Origin of the sequence: Clostridium sp. 1001283B150225_161107_B6, assembly GCF_015556325.1 — a bacterium.
Classification (GTDB): Bacteria; Bacillota; Clostridia; order Lachnospirales; family Lachnospiraceae; genus Enterocloster.
This window is the reverse complement of the sequence record NZ_JADNMD010000002.1, coordinates 267,491-288,041: the sequence shown is the minus strand read 5'-3', so window position 1 is coordinate 288,041 and position 20,551 is coordinate 267,491. Positions and strand designations below refer to the sequence as shown.

The 20,551-nt window shown below is 48.9% G+C and carries 22 protein-coding genes and 2 pseudogenes; 1 reads left to right on the top strand and 23 read right to left on the bottom strand.

What is annotated here, in order from left to right:
• Positions 1 to 646 precede the first annotated feature (646 nt).
• From I2H39_RS06420 to I2H39_RS06380, 9 genes and pseudogenes are all read right to left on the bottom strand, one after another.
• Positions 647 to 1,672, bottom strand: a pseudogene (locus I2H39_RS06420) (type IV secretory system conjugative DNA transfer family protein); the annotation flags it as partial.
• Between the two features lie 82 nt (positions 1,673 to 1,754).
• Positions 1,755 to 2,735 carry a DUF3991 and toprim domain-containing protein gene (locus I2H39_RS06415; RefSeq protein ID WP_118077422.1) on the bottom strand — a complete coding sequence of 327 codons (981 nt, stop codon included), beginning with the start codon at positions 2,733 to 2,735 and terminating at the stop codon, positions 1,755 to 1,757.
• A gap of 18 nt (positions 2,736 to 2,753) precedes the next feature.
• Positions 2,754 to 5,624, bottom strand: a complete 2,871-nt coding sequence (mobP3, locus tag I2H39_RS06410) for a MobP3 family relaxase (protein ID WP_118077423.1) — start codon at positions 5,622 to 5,624, stop codon at positions 2,754 to 2,756.
• A 12-nt stretch (positions 5,625 to 5,636) separates the two neighbouring features.
• Complete coding sequence (locus I2H39_RS06405; RefSeq protein ID WP_147418943.1) at positions 5,637 to 5,999, bottom strand: hypothetical protein; 363 nt, start codon at positions 5,997 to 5,999, stop codon at positions 5,637 to 5,639.
• A 568-nt stretch (positions 6,000 to 6,567) separates the two neighbouring features.
• Positions 6,568 to 7,005, bottom strand: a complete 438-nt coding sequence (locus I2H39_RS06400) for a ribbon-helix-helix domain-containing protein (protein ID WP_118077425.1) — start codon at positions 7,003 to 7,005, stop codon at positions 6,568 to 6,570.
• Positions 7,006 to 7,332: 327 nt separating this feature from the next.
• The gene (locus I2H39_RS06395) at positions 7,333 to 7,596 is read right to left on the bottom strand and encodes a hypothetical protein (RefSeq protein WP_117634824.1); all 264 of its coding nucleotides are present in this window, start codon (positions 7,594 to 7,596) and stop codon (positions 7,333 to 7,335) included.
• Positions 7,593 to 7,868, bottom strand: coding sequence for a DUF6103 family protein (locus I2H39_RS06390; RefSeq protein WP_117634822.1), 276 nt, complete (start codon positions 7,866 to 7,868; stop codon positions 7,593 to 7,595). The genes I2H39_RS06395 and I2H39_RS06390 overlap by 4 nt, the downstream gene beginning before the upstream one ends.
• 216 nt (positions 7,869 to 8,084) lie before the next feature.
• A complete protein-coding gene (locus tag I2H39_RS29450) occupies positions 8,085 to 8,219 on the bottom strand; it encodes a hypothetical protein (protein WP_264469643.1) in 135 nt (44 codons plus the stop codon).
• A gap of 425 nt (positions 8,220 to 8,644) precedes the next feature.
• The gene (locus I2H39_RS06380) at positions 8,645 to 9,649 is read right to left on the bottom strand and encodes a C40 family peptidase (RefSeq protein WP_117634820.1); all 1,005 of its coding nucleotides are present in this window, start codon (positions 9,647 to 9,649) and stop codon (positions 8,645 to 8,647) included.
• A 179-nt stretch (positions 9,650 to 9,828) separates the two neighbouring features.
• On the opposite strand from I2H39_RS06380, the gene I2H39_RS06375 reads away from it, so the two are divergent.
• Positions 9,829 to 10,191, top strand: coding sequence for a helix-turn-helix transcriptional regulator (locus tag I2H39_RS06375; RefSeq protein WP_347708571.1), 363 nt, complete (start codon positions 9,829 to 9,831; stop codon positions 10,189 to 10,191).
• A 41-nt stretch (positions 10,192 to 10,232) separates the two neighbouring features.
• On the opposite strand, the gene I2H39_RS06370 is transcribed toward I2H39_RS06375, so the two are convergent.
• The 14 genes and pseudogenes from I2H39_RS06370 to I2H39_RS06300 all read right to left on the bottom strand — a co-directional run.
• On the bottom strand, positions 10,233 to 10,748 hold the full coding sequence (locus I2H39_RS06370) for a gamma-glutamylcyclotransferase family protein (protein WP_117634816.1): 516 nt from the start codon (positions 10,746 to 10,748) through the stop codon (positions 10,233 to 10,235).
• Between the two features lie 13 nt (positions 10,749 to 10,761).
• A complete protein-coding gene (locus tag I2H39_RS06365) occupies positions 10,762 to 11,847 on the bottom strand; it encodes an amidoligase family protein (RefSeq protein WP_117634814.1) in 1,086 nt (361 codons plus the stop codon).
• 16 nt (positions 11,848 to 11,863) lie between these two features.
• Positions 11,864 to 13,627 carry a DUF87 domain-containing protein gene (locus I2H39_RS06360; RefSeq protein ID WP_333492608.1) on the bottom strand — a complete coding sequence of 588 codons (1,764 nt, stop codon included), beginning with the start codon at positions 13,625 to 13,627 and terminating at the stop codon, positions 11,864 to 11,866.
• A gap of 149 nt (positions 13,628 to 13,776) precedes the next feature.
• Positions 13,777 to 14,541, bottom strand: coding sequence for a Fic family protein (locus I2H39_RS06355; protein ID WP_092361608.1), 765 nt, complete (start codon positions 14,539 to 14,541; stop codon positions 13,777 to 13,779).
• Positions 14,542 to 14,681: 140 nt separating this feature from the next.
• Positions 14,682 to 15,284 (bottom strand): hypothetical protein, encoded by a 603-nt coding sequence (locus I2H39_RS06350; protein WP_092361610.1) that lies wholly within the window; start codon positions 15,282 to 15,284, stop codon positions 14,682 to 14,684.
• A complete protein-coding gene (locus tag I2H39_RS06345; protein WP_002565937.1) occupies positions 15,281 to 15,541 on the bottom strand; it encodes a hypothetical protein in 261 nt (86 codons plus the stop codon). Before I2H39_RS06345 ends, I2H39_RS06350 begins: the two co-directional genes overlap by 4 nt.
• 10 nt (positions 15,542 to 15,551) lie before the next feature.
• The gene (locus I2H39_RS06340) at positions 15,552 to 16,064 is read right to left on the bottom strand and encodes a hypothetical protein (protein WP_117634808.1); all 513 of its coding nucleotides are present in this window, start codon (positions 16,062 to 16,064) and stop codon (positions 15,552 to 15,554) included.
• 22 nt (positions 16,065 to 16,086) lie between these two features.
• Positions 16,087 to 16,488 carry a DUF4406 domain-containing protein gene (locus I2H39_RS06335; protein ID WP_117634839.1) on the bottom strand — a complete coding sequence of 134 codons (402 nt, stop codon included), beginning with the start codon at positions 16,486 to 16,488 and terminating at the stop codon, positions 16,087 to 16,089.
• Between the two features lie 22 nt (positions 16,489 to 16,510).
• The gene (locus I2H39_RS06330) at positions 16,511 to 17,413 is read right to left on the bottom strand and encodes a conjugal transfer protein TrbL family protein (protein ID WP_195626098.1); all 903 of its coding nucleotides are present in this window, start codon (positions 17,411 to 17,413) and stop codon (positions 16,511 to 16,513) included.
• The gene (locus I2H39_RS29080) at positions 17,392 to 17,847 is read right to left on the bottom strand and encodes a hypothetical protein (RefSeq protein ID WP_227146756.1); all 456 of its coding nucleotides are present in this window, start codon (positions 17,845 to 17,847) and stop codon (positions 17,392 to 17,394) included. Before I2H39_RS29080 ends, I2H39_RS06330 begins: the two co-directional genes overlap by 22 nt.
• A gap of 24 nt (positions 17,848 to 17,871) precedes the next feature.
• Complete coding sequence (locus tag I2H39_RS29075) at positions 17,872 to 18,453, bottom strand: hypothetical protein (protein WP_227146754.1); 582 nt, start codon at positions 18,451 to 18,453, stop codon at positions 17,872 to 17,874.
• A gap of 161 nt (positions 18,454 to 18,614) precedes the next feature.
• Positions 18,615 to 19,202 (bottom strand): DUF4259 domain-containing protein, encoded by a 588-nt coding sequence (locus I2H39_RS06310; protein ID WP_117634804.1) that lies wholly within the window; start codon positions 19,200 to 19,202, stop codon positions 18,615 to 18,617.
• A 48-nt stretch (positions 19,203 to 19,250) separates the two neighbouring features.
• The gene (locus I2H39_RS06305) at positions 19,251 to 19,589 is read right to left on the bottom strand and encodes a DUF3852 domain-containing protein (RefSeq protein ID WP_117634802.1); all 339 of its coding nucleotides are present in this window, start codon (positions 19,587 to 19,589) and stop codon (positions 19,251 to 19,253) included.
• A gap of 87 nt (positions 19,590 to 19,676) precedes the next feature.
• Positions 19,677 to 20,153: pseudogene (locus I2H39_RS06300) on the bottom strand (hypothetical protein); the annotation flags it as partial.
• Between the last annotated feature and the right edge of the window lie 398 nt (positions 20,154 to 20,551).

Sequence of the window (20,551 nt, the reverse complement as noted above, 5' to 3'; positions counted from 1 at the left end):
GACTAATGCCTATCCCTCCACGGCTTGTTATCACCGTTTCACTGGTACTGTGGCATCACTTTCAGCCAGATAAAAGCAAGTTATATTCATCGAATTTTCCTTTCTAACGCTTCTCTGCCTTGTGACAGGCTCCACGTTCTGACCTTACCACGTTCCGATATTCCTATCTTTCCATTCATGCCCTTAGGTGCCTCATCTAAGCCTGCAAACTACTCCGGTGCCTGTAACACCGTAGGGTATTTCATAACACCAAATTTTGACTCTACCCCGGCTTGCGTCTGCCATGCAGACCATAGCATTTCTGCTATGCGGAAGTTTAGACTCTTACAATCTGAGGTTCGTCAGTAGTCTTTTACACTACATACTCACCATAGGCATATTTTAGACCTCCGGCATATAGGCCACACCGTCCACCTCTGAACAGCTTTCCACAGCTCGACCTGTTTGGGTGACTCTCTGCCGACTTTTGCGGGCTTCAAACAGCAGGATTATCACAAAGTCCCACCTCTTGCCGCAGTATCAAGGGGGCGTTTCAGGGCGTTACACCATCATTCCACCTCTTGGAATATCAGTTCTTCAAGTTCGTATTTCAGAAACTCCTTTCAATTTTTCGTTTATTTGTCCTTGAGCCTAACCTTTTCAGTTAGAAACGTGTCGCACTGGTATCCTCCTCCGGAAGAACAATAAAAATGGCGGATTTAGAATTGCAAAAGGTCTCCGTATCCATCTCACTGTCAAAACACAGGATCTGCTCCATCTCCGAATCCAGAAATGCGTTTAATCGGGACATCGCCGTTGAAAGCACGGAAGACATAGCCTGATCCGCAGAGTTGAGCGCAGCGCCTGCAAACCATTTCGCCTTATGAGTTGGCGGCAACTTTTGCATTAATAGATGGAACTGATTCTTTCCCTTTACCGGAGATGGAGCCAGCAAGTCCTGGATCAGTTTGAATACGCTTATGATATGGCGCTGCTCTTTGGGACAGTATTCAGCAATCAACAGGATTACGCTGGTTAGCAGTCCCTCCGCCGCGTCATAGAAAAACGCATTCTGGCCATAGGAAGACGAATCTCCTCCACCGGAACTGATGATAGTTTTAGCTGTAATCTTCGCATACTTTTCTGCCTTTGCCTTGTTTGCCAAGTTTTCTGGATTCTCCAGGTATAAGTCCATGTATTTATTTACCATCCCAAGAATGTTATCTCCATCCGATCTGGTTGGATTTCTTAGATCCAAAATAGAGATATTGTACCCATAGTATTTCCTTGCGATATCCGCATAATTCCGATACAAATCTCCTTTTGTATCGGTACAGATGAAACTCATTCCGCTGGCGCAAGCATATTCGATACAAGGGTACAAAAAGTTGGCTGTTTTACCAACGCCCGCCGCTCCAATCATTAGCAGATGGATATCCCCTGAATCAATCAGTGCCGTCACTCCTCTCTGCGTAAACTTTGCGCCCACCACAAGTCCCTGTGTCTCCGGAAGGTTTTTCCCCTGCCTCCACAGCTTCGGTTCATATGGCACATATGCAAATGTCTTCCGGAGCTCTGCCTCGCTGGCAAACCGGGCTGTACCGTATTGTCCATCTCCTACGGTTTTAGATTTAATACCATTGAGTGAATAATGGTTTGCCACAAGCGGTATGACTCCAAACATGATAAGCATACCAATGCCGACACACACAAGTGGCACAAGTTGATTTTCTAACAAGTTACTCCCCCTTTTCCAAGAACAAGTACGCAACGCCTTAGATGTAGGCCAGATTTAATTCTCTTTCTATTGCGGGCTGTACCAGAAACTCCTCAGCCGCTTGTGCGGGCTGTCCATGCACGGCCTTACAGTCTTCATTCCAGTCTTTATAAATGGAGCGTTCCTCCTTCGTATCCTGGTATCCCAACTCCAGCAATTCATCTGTAATACGCCTCATCGCCTTTATCCCCGGAGCATCGGAATCCAGACACAGACAGATTGTTTTCAAGTTCGGATTTTCTTTCAGCATCTGGTACATGGACTGACGCCCAACACCGCACAACGCCACATAACTATGATTTTCCCAGCCCTCCTTATGAAGTGAAATATAGGAAATCAAATCAATGGGCGATTCAAATACATACAGGGTATTGCTGATTCCCTTCCAATGAAAGCTGTACCGAGGATCACTCCCTTCAATATTCCCGCGGTAACTTTTCCCGTAGGTGTAGATTCCCTTTTTATGTGCATGTCTGGCCGTCCCAGCTTCATCTTTTCCCACGAAAATTGCGTTGTGAAATTGTTTTGCGCCATCCTTTGATGGCTCCAGACTTTCATAAATCAGGCCGCTTCTTACAAATGCATCCACAATCTCCCGATCCAGAAACCGGTTTTTCAACAGATAAGCATATACCCGCCGCATGTTGCTGTTGGACGGCGGAAGTACAAACGGCGCCCTTGTGCTTTCTTCTCTCTGGCTTTGTTTGTATGCTACGCCCTGCTCTCCATTCAGCAGCATGGTAACCGCATCCGGATAGTTTTTTCCGTAAACATATTGGACAAAACTGATTGGGCTTCCGCCTTTTTCTTCCGCATGATCATACCAGGTATTTCCCCGGACCGTGATACTATGATCGCTGCTCAAACGCCATTCCCTTCCGGCTGAAATGAGTCTCTCTCCATTTAACCGAAGAAAATCCACCAAGTCCACGGAACCGGCCCTCTGTTTCTGATCTTCTGTAAAATGCACATACCCCATCTGCCCACCTCCTATTTTTTAATACAACAGTTCCTGCGGCTCATGGTCATCTCCCTTATGGCCCTGCGCCACTTTTTTCTCCCGGATTTTACGCCGCATTTTTCGATCCACACTGATATGCCTTGCTCTCTCTCTCCGTTCTTCTTCCTGGAATATCTTAGTCAGTTGATTCAAAAGCCTAGTTGCTGACAGAAAAACAGATGGATCCTGGAATGAGTCCAGATGATCCAGCAAAAACTGGGCATAAATATTTCCCTGTGCTGCCGCTGCCTCCAACAGCGAAATGGCTTTTTCCCGATCCCTCGGAACATCCCGCCCGCAAAGATATAATTTACCCAGCGCATACTGGGCGAATTGGTTTCCACGGTCCGCGCAACTGGAAATCCAGGTAATCGCTTCCTCTACATTTTTCGGAACATCCTCTCCCAGAAGATACAACTTCCCCAACTGAAACTCTGCATACTCATTGCCGCCTTCCGCAGCTCGTTTGAAGTAATAGATGGACCGTTCAATGTCTTTCGGTACATCCGCTCCCATAAGGAACAACTTGCCAAATGTATAAAGTGCATATAAATTGTTGGCACCCGCAGCCTGCCCAAGCCATTCCATTGCTAGCTCCACATTCTTTTTGATCTTCTCTCCCGACAGATAGAGACGTCCCAGACGGTACGCTGCATAATCATGTCCCTTCATGGCTGCCTTCTCAAATAATTCAATTGCACGTTTAATATCCGGTGGAACCATCTCGCCCTCCAGATACAGTTTCCCCAAGGAATACATGGCCGCTGTATTCTCTCCTTCTACGGCTTTCTGAATCCACTCTAACGCCTGCTGTAAATCTCCGGTCCCTGTTTTCAGCCAATGGCTTGCCAATGAATACTGAGCATTTGCATTTCCCAGCCTGGCTGCTTTCTGCCAGAACTCTACCGCCTTTGTTTCCTCTTTTTTAGTTCCAGTTCCCGTATAAAACATCTGCCCCAGGCGGTATTGCAATTTGTCATCATGGCTTTTACTTTCCAACGCAAGGAAGCCTCGGAAGGCCGCCTCAAAGTAAGTAGCCGCTTGTTGTCCATCCGGTTCTGCTCCGATTCCATCACGGTACATCTTTGCCAGCTCATAACCTGCATACGGGTTTTCCTGCTCTGCGGAACAGCGATAGAGATTTCGTGCCTGCCGGTAATCCTGCTCGACTCCCTGTCCTCTATAGTAAAGACCGGCCAGAGAATATTGAGCGTACTTATGATTCTGTCTGACAGCTCTCCCAAACCATTCCGCTGCCTCTCCATAGTCCTGCTCCGTACCTAGACCTGCCGCATACATTTTCCCAATCCGGTACTGCAGATAGGACTTCTGCCTTTCTTTTGCCGAGAACTCTGCTTCCATAAATGCAGCAATCGCTTTTGCATACCAATTCTGTGCGGCATTAGGATCCGCTTCCCTGCCAAGTCCATCAGCAAACATACGGGCAAGATCATACATGGCAAGTGCATTTCCTTTTTCTGCTTCCTGTTGAAACAGTTGGCATGCCCGTGCAAAGTCAGGCTCAACTTCTTCACTCCCGTATAAGCAGTTTCGCGCTTCCCGGTACTCATCCCCCCATGTAACATGAGATTGATTTCCGGCATAGGTATTTGAAGCGGCTTCCCGTTTCGGTGTGTTGATTTCTACCGATGTTTCATACGTCTCCGCTTCTTCCAGTAATTCATCCAGCCCTTTCTCTTGCGGTAATTCTGTTGGTTCTAATTCCTCCGGTTCCTCATCAAATATAAAATGGTGACTGCCGATCTGTAATGCTTCGGCAATCACCATATTTTTAATACTTTTAAATTGTGGCTGTTTTGATAAGGGCGGAAGCGGCGGAGGGTTGTTGGAGTAAAACTGTAAAATCTGATTGTTCCATTCTCCCCAGGTCTGATACAGCTTCCCAACCTCAGGTTCTTTTTCCAGCTCATCGACTATCTGATCTACTATTTTTTTTACATCCGCCTTCAGATAACCGTATACTTTTTTCCCTTTTGTTTTTTGCAACCGGTCGGCAAGCTGACAGATCCGTCTTTCAATCTCCGGATTCACCAGCACTCCCTGTTCCAATTGACTCAACAGTTCTTTCATCAGCTGTTCCGCTTCTTTTTTCAAATCCGTGCGAGCTAGGTTCTGCTCTTCATAGAGGTTTGCAAAATCCTGACGGAAGATACTATGAGCCAGTTCGGAACGCATGGCTTCAATCGCCGGCTCCGTCAAATATCCATCATTATCTTTCGCAGAGAACACCATTATGTGAACATGCGGGTGGTGGCTTTCATTGTGAAACGCAGCATACCAGCGCAGGTTCTCACTATCAATCTTCATGTGTTTGCTGAGCATCGCCCGCTTGGAACGCAGAAGCTCCCGCCACTGCTTTCCAGAGTCATATCCCAGACGGGCTGCATCCTCCCTCCGCAGGCTGACCACGTGTGTCCATACCGGTCCCTTATGATGTTTCACATCCTCCTGCACCTTGGAAATCACCACTGGAGTCCCAACATCTGTAAAAAGTCCGTGTTCTCCCACACGTTCTACACGAGGACGGTTCGCCAAATAGTCCACATAGTTCTCCCGGTCCGAGAGCTGATCCTGGTTCCATTCCAACACAGTGGAAATAAATTCAGACGCAGTTCCAATTGTTGGATGTATTTTAAAATCTTCATACTCTAACATATTTTTGGCATCTGGAAAATCCTTGAGAAGCTGGGAAATCAGTTTTTTCTGTGCTACGGTTGCCGGGAGTTCCCGCTTGCTCTCATCAATCTTTTCTACCCCTTCCCTGGTAGCGATGTATTTCACATAGTTTGCAAGCTGAGCAGCTGGTGCAGCCTTCATATAGCGGCTGGTAAAAATGATTTTAGGCATAACATGTTCCTTCTATGAACTCTTATAGCGCGGTGGGCAATAAAATATCAATAAATCAAAGCCGTATTCACCCTCTCCCGGTTCGTCTTCATAATAGTTGCAGTCTATATAAAAGTTATCAAAAACAAATGCTGTCACCCTCTTCTCCAACAGAAGGATTTCACGTGTTTTAAAATTTACAATTCCGAGATTGTAATACGTTTCATCATAGCACTCATCCAACAGTGTATTGAGGCAGCCGGTACAGAGAAACCCAGATACCTCCTCCAAGTCCAAACCTATATGGCTTTTCATACTGGCCTGCCCGGAATAGTAGCCCCGGCTGTTGTCTGTACTTCCCCACACGGACATACCATCTTCTCCTGTTGTCAGCATGTTGAAACTAGAACCGCTCCAGCCATTTTTAATTCTTCTGCCATGATCATCATATTCATTGATGCTGATATGAGAAATTCAGAACGGATTTAAGTCAATGATTCCAATGTTATCTTCTTCCCAATATGCCGGAATCAGAGTCCCTCCCCTCCCCGCAGAGCTAACAGTCTGACGGTGAGGTATCAGAAATATAAGCCGGCTCCGGAACATGTTCCGGAACCACAGCGCCGCTGCTTCCATTGGATAGGGGCATTTATTTTGCACATCCAGCCATCAGAATCACGCACAGCATAAGCCCGGCACCGCCTCTTATAAAGTTCCATTGTTTCATTGTATTTTCACCTCCCACTATGACCTGTTGAAAGTGATTAAAGCCGGAAGCTGTTCCATCAATGCTTTAACCTCTGTACCCAATGTCTCCAGTTCATCCAGCAGCTCCCGATCCTTTGGCTTCGGCTCTCCGATTCTGCAACGCCTCTCTCGCTAACCGGTGGATGATAACCTCCATCCTCTGATCCTGTGCCATATTGAATCTTCTCTCGTATCATTCTTTTTATTTTATCATTACTTAAACTTCCCGTTTCTGATACCGATAAGCATCCTCGAACTCAATCGCACCATTGATCCGCTTTACTTCCTCCACGCATTTCACATGCAGTCTGTGCAGCGCTTCCTCATCCACGTCATGGGAATACGCGATCACATGCGCCAGCTTGGACAACTCCACTGCCAGTTTAAAATCCATCCGGGCCAGACGATTTTCACTGTCATGTACCGTACCGGTGAGGACGGAAGATAATGTCTGAAGCAGATAGTTCTCCGCTTTTCTAGAATGAAGATATCCGATATAAAACTTTACCGCTTCCGCCACGAACTCATTTCTGGAGCGGGCTCCGGCAAAATTCAACAGCTCATCGGCCCGGTCTACCAACTCCTTCTCCATGTAAACGCCTATGCGCACCTTCTTTGTTTCCTCCTCCAGTTCCTCCCCTCCTTCGGTAATCATAAAAATGCCGCAGCTTCCCTGTACTTACGCCATTTTCTTGCCCCATCAGCACCATATTTTCCTCTTATCGCCAACAAAGTATTCAAACCAGAATCTCCGGACGGCTTTGCCGGCCGGTGTTTCTCGGGGTTAGGCTGCAAAAGCAGCATAACCCCTTTAACCTGCACCACTTTCGACCCAACCAGTCCTGCAGCTACCTGTCCGTATAACCTCCGGCTACAAAGGCCCAACAAGGCCGTCATTCCTGCCGGGGTATCCCAGTCCCACTCCGCCTGCCAAAGCGGCACAAACGGCCAAATACAGGCTCACGTTCCCGGAATGGATGCTCTATCCCATCATGCCAGGCTGCCGCAGTTCCAGCTCCGGCTCGCAAATCTCCACTTCTGACAGATCAAACTCGGAAAGCGGGTATAATTCATGGGGAAAATCCCCCAAACCGTGAGCCTGCAGATAGGCTTCATTGCTGGCATTAATCCCAAGATCGCTCTCATCTCCTGTCTGGCAGGCATAGACCTGCTCTACACTGCCATCCTCAAACCGGAGATACATGCCCTCGGTAATCTCATTGCCATGCTGATCCTGATACCTCATACACTGCCCGCCTGTCCCAATTCCTGGCACGTCTGATTCCTTGCATGGCTCTCTTCTGCCTGCCGTCTCGGCCTGGCCGGCTTTGCTGCTCCTTCCCTGGAAATCCTGTCATCCAGGTACTCCCGGGTGGCCTGCGGCACATATTTCTCATACATCTTCTGCAGGTAATCGCCTAACTCCTCCTTCAGATCCGCTTCCTTTTTGCCCATATGATAGGTCAGGGCATCTAGCCGCTCCGTGTTGAAGGTCAGCGTCAATGTAGTATTTTTCATTCCGACTTCCCCTTTCATGAGTATGTGACTTCAAAGTTTTCACAATCAGAACAGGCCGCTATGCTACTATCCATAGCGGCCCTACTCCGATTCATATTCTGTTTGTTAAAGACCAATCGTCATGAGCAAACGCATGGCATCCCGGAAACCGGCCATATATAACTCCCGGCATTCCGTCTCGCATATGCAGAACTTATCAAGCAGCTGATTGTCCAGTCATTCGTGGTCCTCATCTGACAGTGAATGAAGGATGCGGTCCATTCTTGCCACATGCTCCTTCACCTGTAAATCATAGGTCTTGGACCTGCTCATCCTGTATTCATCTCTGACTTCCCGAACACGCGTTGCCATCAGTTTTTTGCCTGCTCTTCCAGCTCATTTATGATTCCTCACCTCCTTTTACCAGCCAACATATCTTATACTGATTCACAAGTCGATACATAAAACCACCAAAGATATTCGCGAAAAGCAATCAAACCCAATGTCTGTTTACAATTAAAACTGATAATTTCCAGCACAATTTTTACAATTATGTTTGATAAAATACCGTTTGATTTCATCCGGCATAAAAGCAAAGCTATACTTAAACGTGCTCACTCTAAAATATTTGTTTCAAGCAGATATGCGTTTCAGAAACGGCCCTGCATTATCAAACATAATTGTCTTTTTCATACTGTTTTTATCAAGCCATTTGTCACTTTTTTGTTGAAACAGCTTTTATCATTTTTTATTGTAAATTATCAATCTTTTTTGCAACTTTATCAGTTACTCAACACCTAAGCGGCCGGAAGTCTGGCAAATGCATAAAAATGGCTGCGCCAATAGCTGGAATCAATGTTTGCATAACCGATGGGATCCCCGCAATGTAACATTTGATTCCCGCCAACATACAAGCCGACATGACTGACCGGAGTAGAGGAAGCATAGGTCTTTGTGAAGAACACCAGATCCCCCGGCTTCGCTTCCTTCCTTGGAATCACAGCGCACTGGTCAAAGATTCCCTGGGCTGATGTCCGTGGCAGCTGGTACGCTCCGGACTGGGTATAAATCCAACAGATATAACCGCTGCAGTCAAAGGAAGTCTGCGGGTTTGAACCGCCCCACCGGTAAGGAAATCCAATGTACTTGCTTGCCTCTGTAAACAGTGCCTGGTAGCTGCCATCTCCCATGGCAGCTCCGGCCATCATCCCTCCCGGAACAGCCGAACCGTATACTGCAACGGTATAGATTCTCTGGGCATTTGCCTCCTGCTCTGCCCCGATTTCCAGCCCCAGGCGCTGCCTGATGTTATCATACACAGTGCTGAGGTCTGTGATAGGGATAGCCGCCGTGTAGGAATCCCCGTCCTCATCCTCCCGCTCCTCGTACTCCACAAAGCAGTCCACAAATTCTTTCTGTGCCAAGAGTGACGGCTGTGCGCTGCCAAAATACATGGCATAAAAAACAGATTTGATTCGTTCCGTATCCAGTTCCCCATCTTCCACATGATCGATCCCTGCGATCAAATCCTCCAGGGAGGTAAAGCTGGTCCGCATGTCCACAATGTACTTCCGGTATTCTTCAGGCACCTGGCTGGAAATGATTCCGTCCCGGAACACCTGGTCAACCGCAGACACGTTATGGGAGCTGGTCCCGTCCATAATGCTTAACAGCATAATGATCACTAAAACAAACGGTACCAGAACCGCCGCCACAACCGAGGCAATCACATTCCTCCCACGTTTATCCACCGCCACAGCTACTGCCGCCTTGACAGCAAGAAGCGCCGCTGGAGCTGCCATATCGTTTCTCTCCTTTCTACTCTATTTTTTTCTTCGCTTTAAGATGGCAGGGATAAAACCGGCACGCTCCTTCCATGTGTCGCTATATCCGTTCTCCGTTATACATTATATCGGTTTTATTCAACCGATTAACACGCTGTATATGTGCAATAAAGTAGGTTAAACTGTTGATATCGTGTATGAAACGGGGTGAACATATGACTGAAAACAACGCAAAGGAAATCGGCCTGCGCATCCGCCGCCAGAGGAAAGCCCTTGGTTATAGCCGGGAACGGCTGGCTGAGCTTTCCGAAATATCCAATTCCTTTCTTTCCGATATTGAGCGCGGTGACCGGGGCTTTTCCGTTGCATTGCTGGGAAGGCTAGCCCGTGTACTTGGACTCTCTGCCGACTATATCCTGTTCGGAACCGAACAGGTCACCGATGTCAGCGCCATCACAGACATGCTTTCCGGTCTGGATGGAAAGTATCTTCCGGAACTCAAGGAACTTTTGGGTGCCTATCTTAAAACGATTACGATTGCTGAAAATCAGAATGATTAACGCGCAAAGCTGCCGCTGTATGAGCAGCTTTTTTGCTTGCCTTATAAATGAAAGCCGTCCAGATCATGAAAACGCTGCTGGTGATACTGGGACTCCTCCTGTTTCATTCGCTCCTCTGTCCGCTCCAGGGCATGTTCCAGCACAGCCGTATCGAATCCGGCTGTTTGGTATCCCTCCTCAATTACCTTGTAATAGGATTCCAAGGGCATCCCGAGAAAGCGCACGTCATTCATCACGTAAACCATAGCGGAGACACTTTTTCCTTCCAGCTCTACATCCATCATCTCCTTCCGGTACAGATGAGGCCAGCCCTCATACCGGTCCAATGCAGCCTCATCGAGAGTCTCAATCTTCCATAACAGAATTGGAACACTCGCTCCTTCCTTCGGCTCCACAGTAGCCACACCACGGAATAACAGCTCGTAGTTTTTGATTTCACTGGTTCCCACCACCTTTGCAGTCGGGCAGCGCCGCTCCATCTGGGGAAGATTTAAGTTGCTGCCGTAAGCAATGTACAGCCGCTCCTGTGTTGCATTTTTTCCTGTCCTTCTTGCCATTCCTGTTTCTCCTTTACATTCCTGTCATCATAGAAAAGACCGGGGACTGTGCCTCGGCCTCTATGTGCATATTTTCTTCCTGTATTACTTGCTCCCTTATTTCTGATTCATTGTCTGATTCTGATCCAAAGGTCCCCCTCTCCTCCCGCATCTGCTGTTCCTTCTCCCGTTTCAGTCTAAGACGTTCTTTCTGGGCCTCAGCCTGGGCCGGATCCTTCCAAGCAATACAGCCATCCAGATGTTTCAGCAGGTGAAGCCGCGCTGTCTTAAACTCATCCCCGTTTAATCCCAGCCGAAGCAGCCAGGTACGGAAGGTATATTTCTCATTGGTTGTCTGCGTTTTCCTCCGGCTGGCGCTGGTCTGGTTGAGGGCCTGGGCCCCGATAGCCAGGCAGAGCTGAATATATGCCTTGATTTTACCTGCATGAGTCGTCCCGTTAAACAATCGAAACTCTACAGTCCCTTTCTGGAACACACTATGAAGGTTCAGACAATGATAACGGCTTTCATCATAATGATCCCGCTGCCGGCTGGCCCCGTTGTACCAGATGTGTCTCACTTCTTCCAGTGTCCCCGGTTTCTTCTGGTTGAGTTCCTCCAAAAAACGCTCCTCCACCGGTTTACACCAGCGATTCTGTCTGGCCACAGATACCTGCAACGCCTTATAGATCAAATCCTCCTTTGCCGCCATGATATTAGTGATGTTGCGCAGAGTCCTTGCGTCAAACGATGAGGCATCGATATGCACATGGATCCCACAGCTGGAATTCGCCAGGGCTCCTGCCTCCCGCAGCTTCCGCACCAGTTCCTGTATGGTCTCGATATCCTCATAACGGCAGATGGGGCTCACCATCTCGGTTTTATAGCTGTCACTGGCTGCCACGCGGCTCTTTCCCTCTTTTCTCTCCGGTTTTATGCTGGCGTCACTCATGAATTTCCATTCCCTGCCCTGGGAATCCAGCGCAACATAGGTGTCGTAATAAGTTCCTTCATAGTAGGACTGGGTGCCAAAATAGGCAGCTGCAATCTCCGCCCCACGTTTCCTGGCGATCCCCGTCAGCTCAATCTCAATCCCAAACCGCTGCTGTTTCATGTCCATGGAACCACCTCCCGGCTCATCGTCCGCCTGCCTTTCCAAACAGCTTTGCCTTATAATCCGGCGCCGTCACCATTAGGTTGTAACGCTCATTCCCGCATTTATAGAGACACACACCGCGCTGGGGATAGCGGATCAGGCTGAATTCGCTCGCCTCTAACTGCAGGGTATCCGTATAAAACTTCTCGTCCACAGCCCCTGCATTGAACAGGAACTGGTGGGTGGGAATGGAGAACAGCGGCTTGGTATATTCCCGGATCCCCTCAATATTAAAATCCTCCAGGTTCTGGCTGGCCAGAATCACAGAGGAGTTTTTCTTTCTCACACGTTTCATGAAGTTTCGGACATACTCCACCGCTGTCAGGTTGGATAGGAACAGGTAAAATTCATCCAGTCCTGCCACCGTATCCCCTACCGTCAGAAGCCGGTTGCTCATGAACGAAAGGGTGTTAAACAACAGGGCATCACGAAGGTTCCGGCTGGCCTGCAGGACCCCTTTTACACCGAAAGTAACGAAGCTGGAATCCGTGATATTGGTATGGCCGTTGAAAAACTTTTCTTCCGGTCCCCTGCACATGGAGTGGAGCCCCAGAAGGATGTTCTGTAACAGTTCCGCGGTATACAACTGCCGCTCCCTGCTGTCAAATCCTTTATATTCCGCCTCAATCAGTTCGTACAGTTCGGAAAGGGTGGGGTAATCTTTTGAGCCCAGCCTCTGAAAATCCGTCTCATCCGTAAGCCCGCACTTGGCGTAGAGGCGCTGGACCATAATCTCAATCACGTCAATCTCCCGGTCCGTAAAGTCCTTATACGAGCGGAAAAAGTCTTTTAAAAAGCTGATATGCTGGCTCAGCCGGCTCCGGATCCGGAAGGTTTCCGGCGCATCCGGATCCTCCGGGCCCTCCCCTTCATCCCATACCTTTGGCTCCAGGGGATTAATCAAAAAACGGCCGCCCATCAGATCGATAAAACAGCCCCCAAGATTGTTGGTCAGGTCCTCATATTCCATTTCCGGATCCAGGCAGATGACATCCAGTCCGGCTTCCCGCAGGTTGCACAGGAGCAGCTTTAACAGATAGGACTTTCCCTGGCCGCTGTTGCCCAGGATGAGGATGGAACCGTTGGTCTTATCGTCCGCCCTCTGGTTAAAATCCACCAGAATGTTACTCCCAAACTTATCCCGCCCCACATAAAAACCATGGGGATCCGTCTTTCCGCTGTAATTAAAGGGATAGAGATTTGCCACACTGCTGGCCGGCAGAACCCGCTCAAACTGATCCCGGAACACATTTCTCCCACTTGGCATCACACACTGAAAGCCCTGCTGTTGACGCAGGAGAAGCCGGTCCACGTTCAGTTTTGAACGAATAAGCTCGGTCAGCACCTCCGTCTGTAACAGCTTCAGGCGGTCGTATTCATTGGCGGTCAGTTCCATGTAAACAGCCGTATGCAGGAGCGGTTCCCGGTTGCGGTGGGTCCTTGCCACAATCATCGCCACATCCTGGAGATTGCTCTCCGCCTGGACCGTCTGCTGCAAATCATTGGTACTGGACTGATTCAGCCGGTTCTTACTGGCGGCATTGCTGATGATTTTCCTCTCCTCCGCTGCGCTGACATGGCGGGTATAAATCTTTAAAGTGACCCCATCCTTTTCTCCCAGCCGTTTTAAGATTGCCTGCTCCTCTGTGGAAGTCGGGTACTCCCTCAGCGCCCAGACACAGCGGTATGTGTTGCCACAGATGAAGTAGTCAGTTTCAAACTTGATGACGGAGGGCGCAATCATGTCCAGAAATTCCTGGATGCGTACGTCCTCCTTTTCCGCCACCGGGGTGGTTTTTGCATGTTTCAACGTTCTCCCTCCTTGATTTTGGCGCAAAAAAAGCGCCGGACACATCTCTGCATCCGGCGTCATGCCGTTTTGTTCTTCTGTTGTTACATCTTTGGATTCTGCTGCATGTCCTGCGAAGGCTCCATCATGCCCAGGTAGCGGTCCAGCTGCTGGTCGGCCAAACCTGCAACCATTTCTGCAAACGGGACCAGATTACCCTCTACCGCATAGGCTTCCAGGGCATTGAAATAATCCAGCCGGTTCTCTTTTGCGATAGACACAGCAGGAAATCCATTTGCCAAAAGCTGATAGTTCATAATCAGACGTGAGGTCCTCCCATTGCCATCCGGGAAAGGATGGATTCGCACAAACTCAGCGTGGGTCCATGCCGCCAGTTCAATGGGATTCATTTCTTTCCCCTTCCATATGAGATCGGCATAAAAATCTTTGACCTGCCGGTACATTTCACCAGGTGATGGCGGGGTATGCTGCGCTCCGGAAATGTACACGTCTACGTTCCGGTAAATCCCTCCCACAAAGATATTCTCCATCAACAGTGCATGGATATCCTTAACGATTTTTTCATCCAGAAGCTGCTCCTTTGCGATACACTCCTTCACATAGCGGTATGCCTTCTGGTGGTTGACGGTCTCATAAATCTCCCGCAGCCTCTTTCCGCCTATGGTAATCCCATCCTCTAACAGCACCTTTGTCTCCATAAGAGTCAGGGTATTTCCCTCAATGGCGGTAGAGTTATGGGTATATTCTATCTCAAACGCCTGCTCGTAGGACTGCAGCGTCAACTCTGGGATGGACGCCCTGCCAGACTGGTATAAATCCCTTTTTCTCAATAATTCCGGGTAATTCAAACAATCCACTCCTTCCTTCTCACGATAATTGCATTTCTTTTACAGTATACCACAGTTTGATTGAATCGTAACCATCAATTTACTGTTCCCATCAAGGCTGGCTTTACGATTCCTATTGAAATTTCTTCAGCCTCCCGCCTTTAATCATCCGGAATGATCCACCGCTCCCCATCAAAATCCTCGAACTTCTCACTGGTCACGTTCTGCTCGTAATACACTGCCAGAATCCGTTTAATGTCTTCCTCATCCGCCCGTCTGGAATCAAATCCCTGTTCCTTTAGGGATTTTTCAATGCGGTCCAGATACGAAAACACATCTTTCCCCTTCTGATTCCTAAGCCGGATCAGGATTAAAAATTCACGGGCCGTTGCCATCTGTACCTGAATCCGGTCTAAGAAAATCTGATCCCGCTCCAGCAGCTGGCGGATGACCGGATTGCGTTCTTCTTCCGCCCTCCTACGCAGAAATCCCTTGTTCTCCTCAAAATTTTCCCGGCTGTTCAAGCACAGCATCTCAATCTCCGCCACACCCTTGAGCACATTCATCAGGGCATACACCCTTGCCCCTACACTGGATTCTGATAAGACCGACAGGTTGGTGGGGCGAATCATGAAGTACACCAGTTCATCCCCGTCATAGGTCTCCAGGCTGTACTCTGTAATCCTCCTAGTGTTCATCAGCTGCCTGGTGGAGAGCCTTTGTTTAGCTGTTGTCTTCCCCTCCCGTTTCCCTTTTCTGCTCATCTGGTCATCCTCCATTCAAAAAATTGCTGCCTGAAAAAATAAGCACAGGCATAGCTGATAAAATCCAGGATACTGGTATCCTCAAAACGGATGGTTAAAAAGGCATAGGCAGCCGTAATCAGCGCCGGGATAATCACCCCGGTCTGGACCGCCGCAAGCACAGAAAACAATACTCCCACCCCAATCACGGTCAGATCCCGAAGCTGCCACAGCCACATGACAGCCCTTGCCTTCAAATGTTCCGGGTAAATATACATCCTCCACCTCCTACAGTTCCATGGACATACCGGACGTCTGGTCCTGTCCACACTCCATTTCGTTTGTAAATTCCTGTTGCATGGCCGCCAGTTCCGCCTTAATCTGTCCCAACTTGTCAAGCACCTCCCGGCCAGTGTTCTGGGCCTCGATGGATGTTTTTAAATCCAATCCCTGGTCCAGGTTCACATAGAAACTGCCTGCCAGCTCCCGCTCCGCCCTGCTTACAATTCGGATGGCCCGTTCATAAATGGACGGCGTCTCCTTCATGGTTTTTTTCGGGTCCCCCATCTGATACACGCCTCTTCGCAGACGGCAGTAACCGCTTCCGTCCGTATGCGCCAGCCGCCAGAGCGCCGAAGATATGACCGTTGCACGCATCGGCTCCCCCATCACGGCATGGCCTTTACAGTTTTCCATCACATAATCATAGATTTCCGACATGGGATGCTCATCCCCATCCCGCAATAACGCCTTGATATAATACAGTGCCATCTCTGTGTTGGTATGAAAATATAAGTGCAAGAACTCCACCTCCTTCCCGCGGTCACATCCCAAACTGGACATTTTTCTGGTGCGATTGGCTGGTATCCGGCCCTTCCCTTATAGCTTCCCCCATCTCCTGAACCGTTTGATTTCCCATGATCTCACATACAGGAATCCGGCGCACCGGAATCCCCCTGGCTTTGGCATATGCCGCTTCCCGCTTCATTCCCGCCGACATCCGGTCCCCGCATATCCAAAGTTCCTCACACCGCTCCAGCATCTCCAGCCCAAGGCGGATTCCTGTCTCCCGCTCTTCCGGCACGGAATCATTCAGTATCTGTGGATATAACAGGTGGGGTGCCAGAGGAACCGCTCCCTGCCGGATGGCATAACCGCATGCCTGTCTTGCAAATGCTATATTTTCTTCTGTATTCCCCGCATAGGGGGAACAGATATAAATCATCCTGCTCTCCAATCAGTTCCTCCTATTTCGCCGCTGCCTGTACAATGGTCCTGGTCAGATTCACCGCGCTCTGGGCCGCATACACACTGCTCATCAGGTTTGCCCTGGTACTGGTATCCAATCCAAACTGTCCGGCAATCCTCGGCACCTCCCCTGCCGCCAGCATAATCCCCAGCCCCAGAAGGGCATTCTTGCTCAGCACCATCAGGCCGGCAATCAGCATCGTGGCCTGTAAAAAAGCAGTCAGACAGATACCAATTACCTGCTTACACCAATTCGTAAAGCCATCTATATACCCCCTTGGAACGCTGAACAGGTACAGGCTTCCCACCGCAATCTGTATCAGCAGAATCCCGCCCCGTTTCAGATTGGCAAAAAACACTTTAATCGTGGAATACCCCATCATAAACAGGATAAAAATCATCAGGATTGGATTCGTGATTGTATTGATCCCACCGAACACCCCGCTGACCATCGCATCCTGCAGGGTTCCCGAGTTCGCCAGGCTGTCAATGATATTCCCTGCCATGGAACCGAAATCACCACCCAGCCCTGTTATTCCTCTGGTAATCTCTCCCTGGAGGGACACACTGAATTTGTAAAGTTCTACCGGCACAACGGAAAAAAGACCGGCCGCCATAAAACCTTTTAATGCATTCAGCGCCGTATCACGGACGCTTCCCCTGCCGCTCTGGCATTCAATGGCACATTCAAATACCGCCACCACAAGTCCCACCACATAGAGCACCCAGGCAAGCTGTGAATAAAACAGGACAATCGCCTGGATCCAATCCAGTTCGAACAGCTCTGCCCCCATCTGCCCCATGAGCGAGAAAAAATTTCCCAGAACCCCAATCATCTGGCCATAGATCCAGTCCACGATCTGGCCGAGAACCGTATCCGCTACGAAGTCCCAGATAAACATCGAACCATCACCTCTTTCTTAATCCTCATATTTCCGGTCTCTTTCCCGAACAGACTGGACATCCGTCCTCCTTCCCACAAGCAGATGTTCCGGGTGGATACTATCTTCAAATCCAACGCTCCCAGACAGAACAGCGTAAATTCACCGCCGACCAGTCCCCGACCTTCTCCCTCTCCACTGTGTTCATAACACTCAATCCTGACTTCCAGCTTCCTTGTGTACTGATAATCCCGACAGATCTGCCTCATAAAAGGTGTTTCTAAAAATGCCATATCCAGTACGTGATCCGGATAGAGGGATGCCCCTATTACTTTTCCATCTGCAATTACAGATACCCGGGAGTACCGGAGCGTTTCCTGATCCTCCGGCAGATAGCGCTCATTGGATTCCCTCATCGGGTCATAATACGCCAAGTGTTCGTTTAATGATTTCATAAGCAGCGTCCCTCCCTGCCTGTGTTACATTTGGAGTCCGTCCTGCATATGCAGGTTTTCTTCTCTGCTCTTCCATGCTTCGATCTCATCCATCAGTTTGAATACGTTCGGATTAGGACGGTACAACATGCTCCCGCTTTCATCAACCTCCGCCACACGGCTTCCCTCCAGATACAGCTGCAGCAATCCGTTCTCTACTCCTTTTACCTCAAACCCCATTTTCTCAGCCACGGCTGAAATGTCTTTAAAAAAGCGGCTCTCTTCCCTTGTTTCTGATGGCGGCTGTTCTTTATATCCTGCCATACTCCCAATGAGGGAACACAGATGAGCCGCCCATGCTTTATCCATGTCCCATCCATCTGCCAATTCCCTGATAACCGCTTGAACCTCTTTCACCCGCTCTGCCGCCTCCACACCTTGTGCGGAAACCATTTCACTCGCATAACGGTATAATCCATTCACAGCGGCAATTTTCTGTTCCTCTGATATCCGATTCGTCCTGCCCGTCTGGACTGCACGCTGCAGCGTTTTGTCAAACTGCTCTTCACGGTCCCTTCGATCACTTAAATCCCAATATGCCTCCATCTCCCCGATCATTTTCCTCAACCGACCAATGCTCTCATCGCTTTGCGCTCCTTGGTTCGTTTTGATCATAGCTGCGTATTGGGTCAAATGCTTAATACACGTTTCCATCAGTAACTTATCCTGTCTGTCATTTGATACCATATCTTTCTCCTGATTTTCTGCAATTGACATCCCATTGTGCCTCACAGTCCAAGTTTATTCTGTAAAGGCCATTCCGCCTCTCTGTTATTTTCCATCTCCTGATCCTCTGGACTTTGTAATGGAATCAGCTCTATTTCGGCCTCTGAAGATTCGAGAAATATATCCAGACGGCTGACCAGTTCCGCCATATGCTCCTGCCAGTCAATCCAATTCTTTTCCTCAAACCAGCCTCCCCATTTCGCACCATCCCCTGTTTGGGACTCAGCATATTTCTTTATAGCATGGAGTGTGTCAAAAATATAGTTCCGAATCCAATGGACCGTTTCTCTGGATGCGGTGAAAGAAGTGATTGAACAAAACTTATGCTCTTCCGTATTCCAGTCCTCCTCATCGTCCAGGCTCTTGACAGCCCTATCTACAAACTTCAACATCAATTCCGCCAACGCCATCACACTGGTGTGGGCCCCTGCCATCTCTACATCCGGAGGCGCATTCCATGAGTCTCGCTTCAGGGCTTCCAGCAATGTTTCAAGCTCCAGTTTACCATTCTCCGGAAGACTCTCCCTGATAAAATCTATCGCATCCAGACCTTCATCCGACTCAAATGCCGTGATTCCCCAGCACCCCATTCTTCTTCCTCCCATATCCTTATTCCAAACAAAATCTTATTTCACTTCTTAGATTCCAACAATCTGCCACACATACATCGGAGCAAATAGACTGAATACCAGCCCTGCAAACAAAATAGCGGCCGGAGTCCATTCAATCTGACCATGCTTTCGGTAATCCATATAGGCAGTAGCTACTTTGATGAAAAATAGTAACGCCAATACCAGATCAATCGCCGGGAACACCACGTTGTTGACCACCGTCTTGATCTGGGACGAGGCCGCTTTCCAGGTGCTTTCCACTGCTCCTGCTACGTTCCCAGTGTTAGCTGCAAAGGCAGTCATTCCAAACATGGTAGTCAGAAGTAAAACAACAATCAGTGCAATCATCCATTTAAACTTTTTCATATGGCTCTCCTCTCATATGGAAAAAGCCGCAGAAATCCTGCAGCCCTCACTTTATTTACCTATTTTTATACCCTAAAAACCGTTATCCTACCTCGGTTTCTGAGGCGAAATATGCCAATCCTGCCAAAGATTCCCTCGCACCTGGACCGAATCCGTCAGATTCATAGACAGCATCCCCGCCGGCGTCCAGCAGTCAATCAGCCAGGTATAGGGCGTGTATCTGCCATCGGGATACCAGATCGGCAGAAAATGTGTCCTCCGCCCATAGGTACTGAATGGGTTTTCCTCAAACCCAAACCGTGTCTGGTATCCCCGCCCCATCCGCTCCAGTACACGCCAGTAGTTCTGATAATCAAATTCTGGAAAGTATGTGATAGCATTCTGGGCTTCTGTCACTGCATGGCTTTGATTGGTGCTCACCCCTGCTGTCACTGTCTCCTGGATGCCATATCCTGACTTCAGTGTATCTCCGGAAGCGGTCGGGGATTTCTCATCTGGATGGATTTTCATCTCGGCAGATAGACTGGCATGGTAACGGTCATAATCGAATTCCCACCAGCCGTACCGATAGGTAAGCCACATCTTTTACCTGTCCACATATTGCGAACAGGCAGTCAGAGGGCTTTTCCCCCGGTTCGCACCGTGCGTGAGAGTTTCCCCTCACACGGCGCTCCATCTATACAGTTGCGATTCCTGTACAGACTATGCCCCTTCGCTCCACACCCATTACGATGCTTCCTCACTACTACGGGCTGCCGTCCCACAGCTTCACAGGCCATTTCCTACCTGTTAGAGCGAGTGCAATAACTCTTTTAACGACTTACCGTTCTCTGCTGCGGTTCCTTCGTTCCCTGCATTCTAGCTTTATATAACAGTTTTAGCTCTACTCTGTAGCCCGACTGCCATCTTTAACCGGTGTGACGCTTGCTAAAGACATTCGACCACGGTTTCCCTATGGTTTT

Coding starts and splice junctions, on each gene's coding strand:
- I2H39_RS06365 (WP_117634814.1), bottom strand. CDS start 11,847: ATGGACATGAAACAGCAGCGGTTTGGGATTGAGATTGAGCTGACGGGG.
- I2H39_RS06310 (WP_117634804.1), bottom strand. CDS start 19,202: ATGGGGTGCTGGGGAATCACGGCATTTGAGTCGGATGAAGGTCTGGAT.
- I2H39_RS06390 (WP_117634822.1), bottom strand. CDS start 7,868: ATGAAAAATACTACATTGACGCTGACCTTCAACACGGAGCGGCTAGAT.
- I2H39_RS06335 (WP_117634839.1), bottom strand. CDS start 16,488: ATGATTTATATCTGTTCCCCCTATGCGGGGAATACAGAAGAAAATATA.
- I2H39_RS29080 (WP_227146756.1), bottom strand. CDS start 17,847: ATGAAATCATTAAACGAACACTTGGCGTATTATGACCCGATGAGGGAA.
- I2H39_RS06375 (WP_347708571.1), top strand. CDS start 9,829: ATGAAACGGGGTGAACATATGACTGAAAACAACGCAAAGGAAATCGGC.
- I2H39_RS29450 (WP_264469643.1), bottom strand. CDS start 8,219: ATGGCAACGCGTGTTCGGGAAGTCAGAGATGAATACAGGATGAGCAGG.
- I2H39_RS06380 (WP_117634820.1), bottom strand. CDS start 9,649: ATGGCAGCTCCAGCGGCGCTTCTTGCTGTCAAGGCGGCAGTAGCTGTG.
- I2H39_RS06370 (WP_117634816.1), bottom strand. CDS start 10,748: ATGGCAAGAAGGACAGGAAAAAATGCAACACAGGAGCGGCTGTACATT.
- I2H39_RS06395 (WP_117634824.1), bottom strand. CDS start 7,596: ATGAGGTATCAGGATCAGCATGGCAATGAGATTACCGAGGGCATGTAT.
- I2H39_RS06405 (WP_147418943.1), bottom strand. CDS start 5,999: ATGCTGACAACAGGAGAAGATGGTATGTCCGTGTGGGGAAGTACAGAC.
- I2H39_RS06400 (WP_118077425.1), bottom strand. CDS start 7,005: ATGATTACCGAAGGAGGGGAGGAACTGGAGGAGGAAACAAAGAAGGTG.
- I2H39_RS06305 (WP_117634802.1), bottom strand. CDS start 19,589: ATGAAAAAGTTTAAATGGATGATTGCACTGATTGTTGTTTTACTTCTG.
- I2H39_RS06360 (WP_333492608.1), bottom strand. CDS start 13,627: ATGATTGCGCCCTCCGTCATCAAGTTTGAAACTGACTACTTCATCTGT.
- I2H39_RS06350 (WP_092361610.1), bottom strand. CDS start 15,284: ATGAGCAGAAAAGGGAAACGGGAGGGGAAGACAACAGCTAAACAAAGG.
- I2H39_RS06330 (WP_195626098.1), bottom strand. CDS start 17,413: ATGTTTATCTGGGACTTCGTAGCGGATACGGTTCTCGGCCAGATCGTG.
- mobP3 (WP_118077423.1), bottom strand. CDS start 5,624: ATGCCTAAAATCATTTTTACCAGCCGCTATATGAAGGCTGCACCAGCT.
- I2H39_RS06345 (WP_002565937.1), bottom strand. CDS start 15,541: ATGTATATTTACCCGGAACATTTGAAGGCAAGGGCTGTCATGTGGCTG.
- I2H39_RS06415 (WP_118077422.1), bottom strand. CDS start 2,735: ATGGGGTATGTGCATTTTACAGAAGATCAGAAACAGAGGGCCGGTTCC.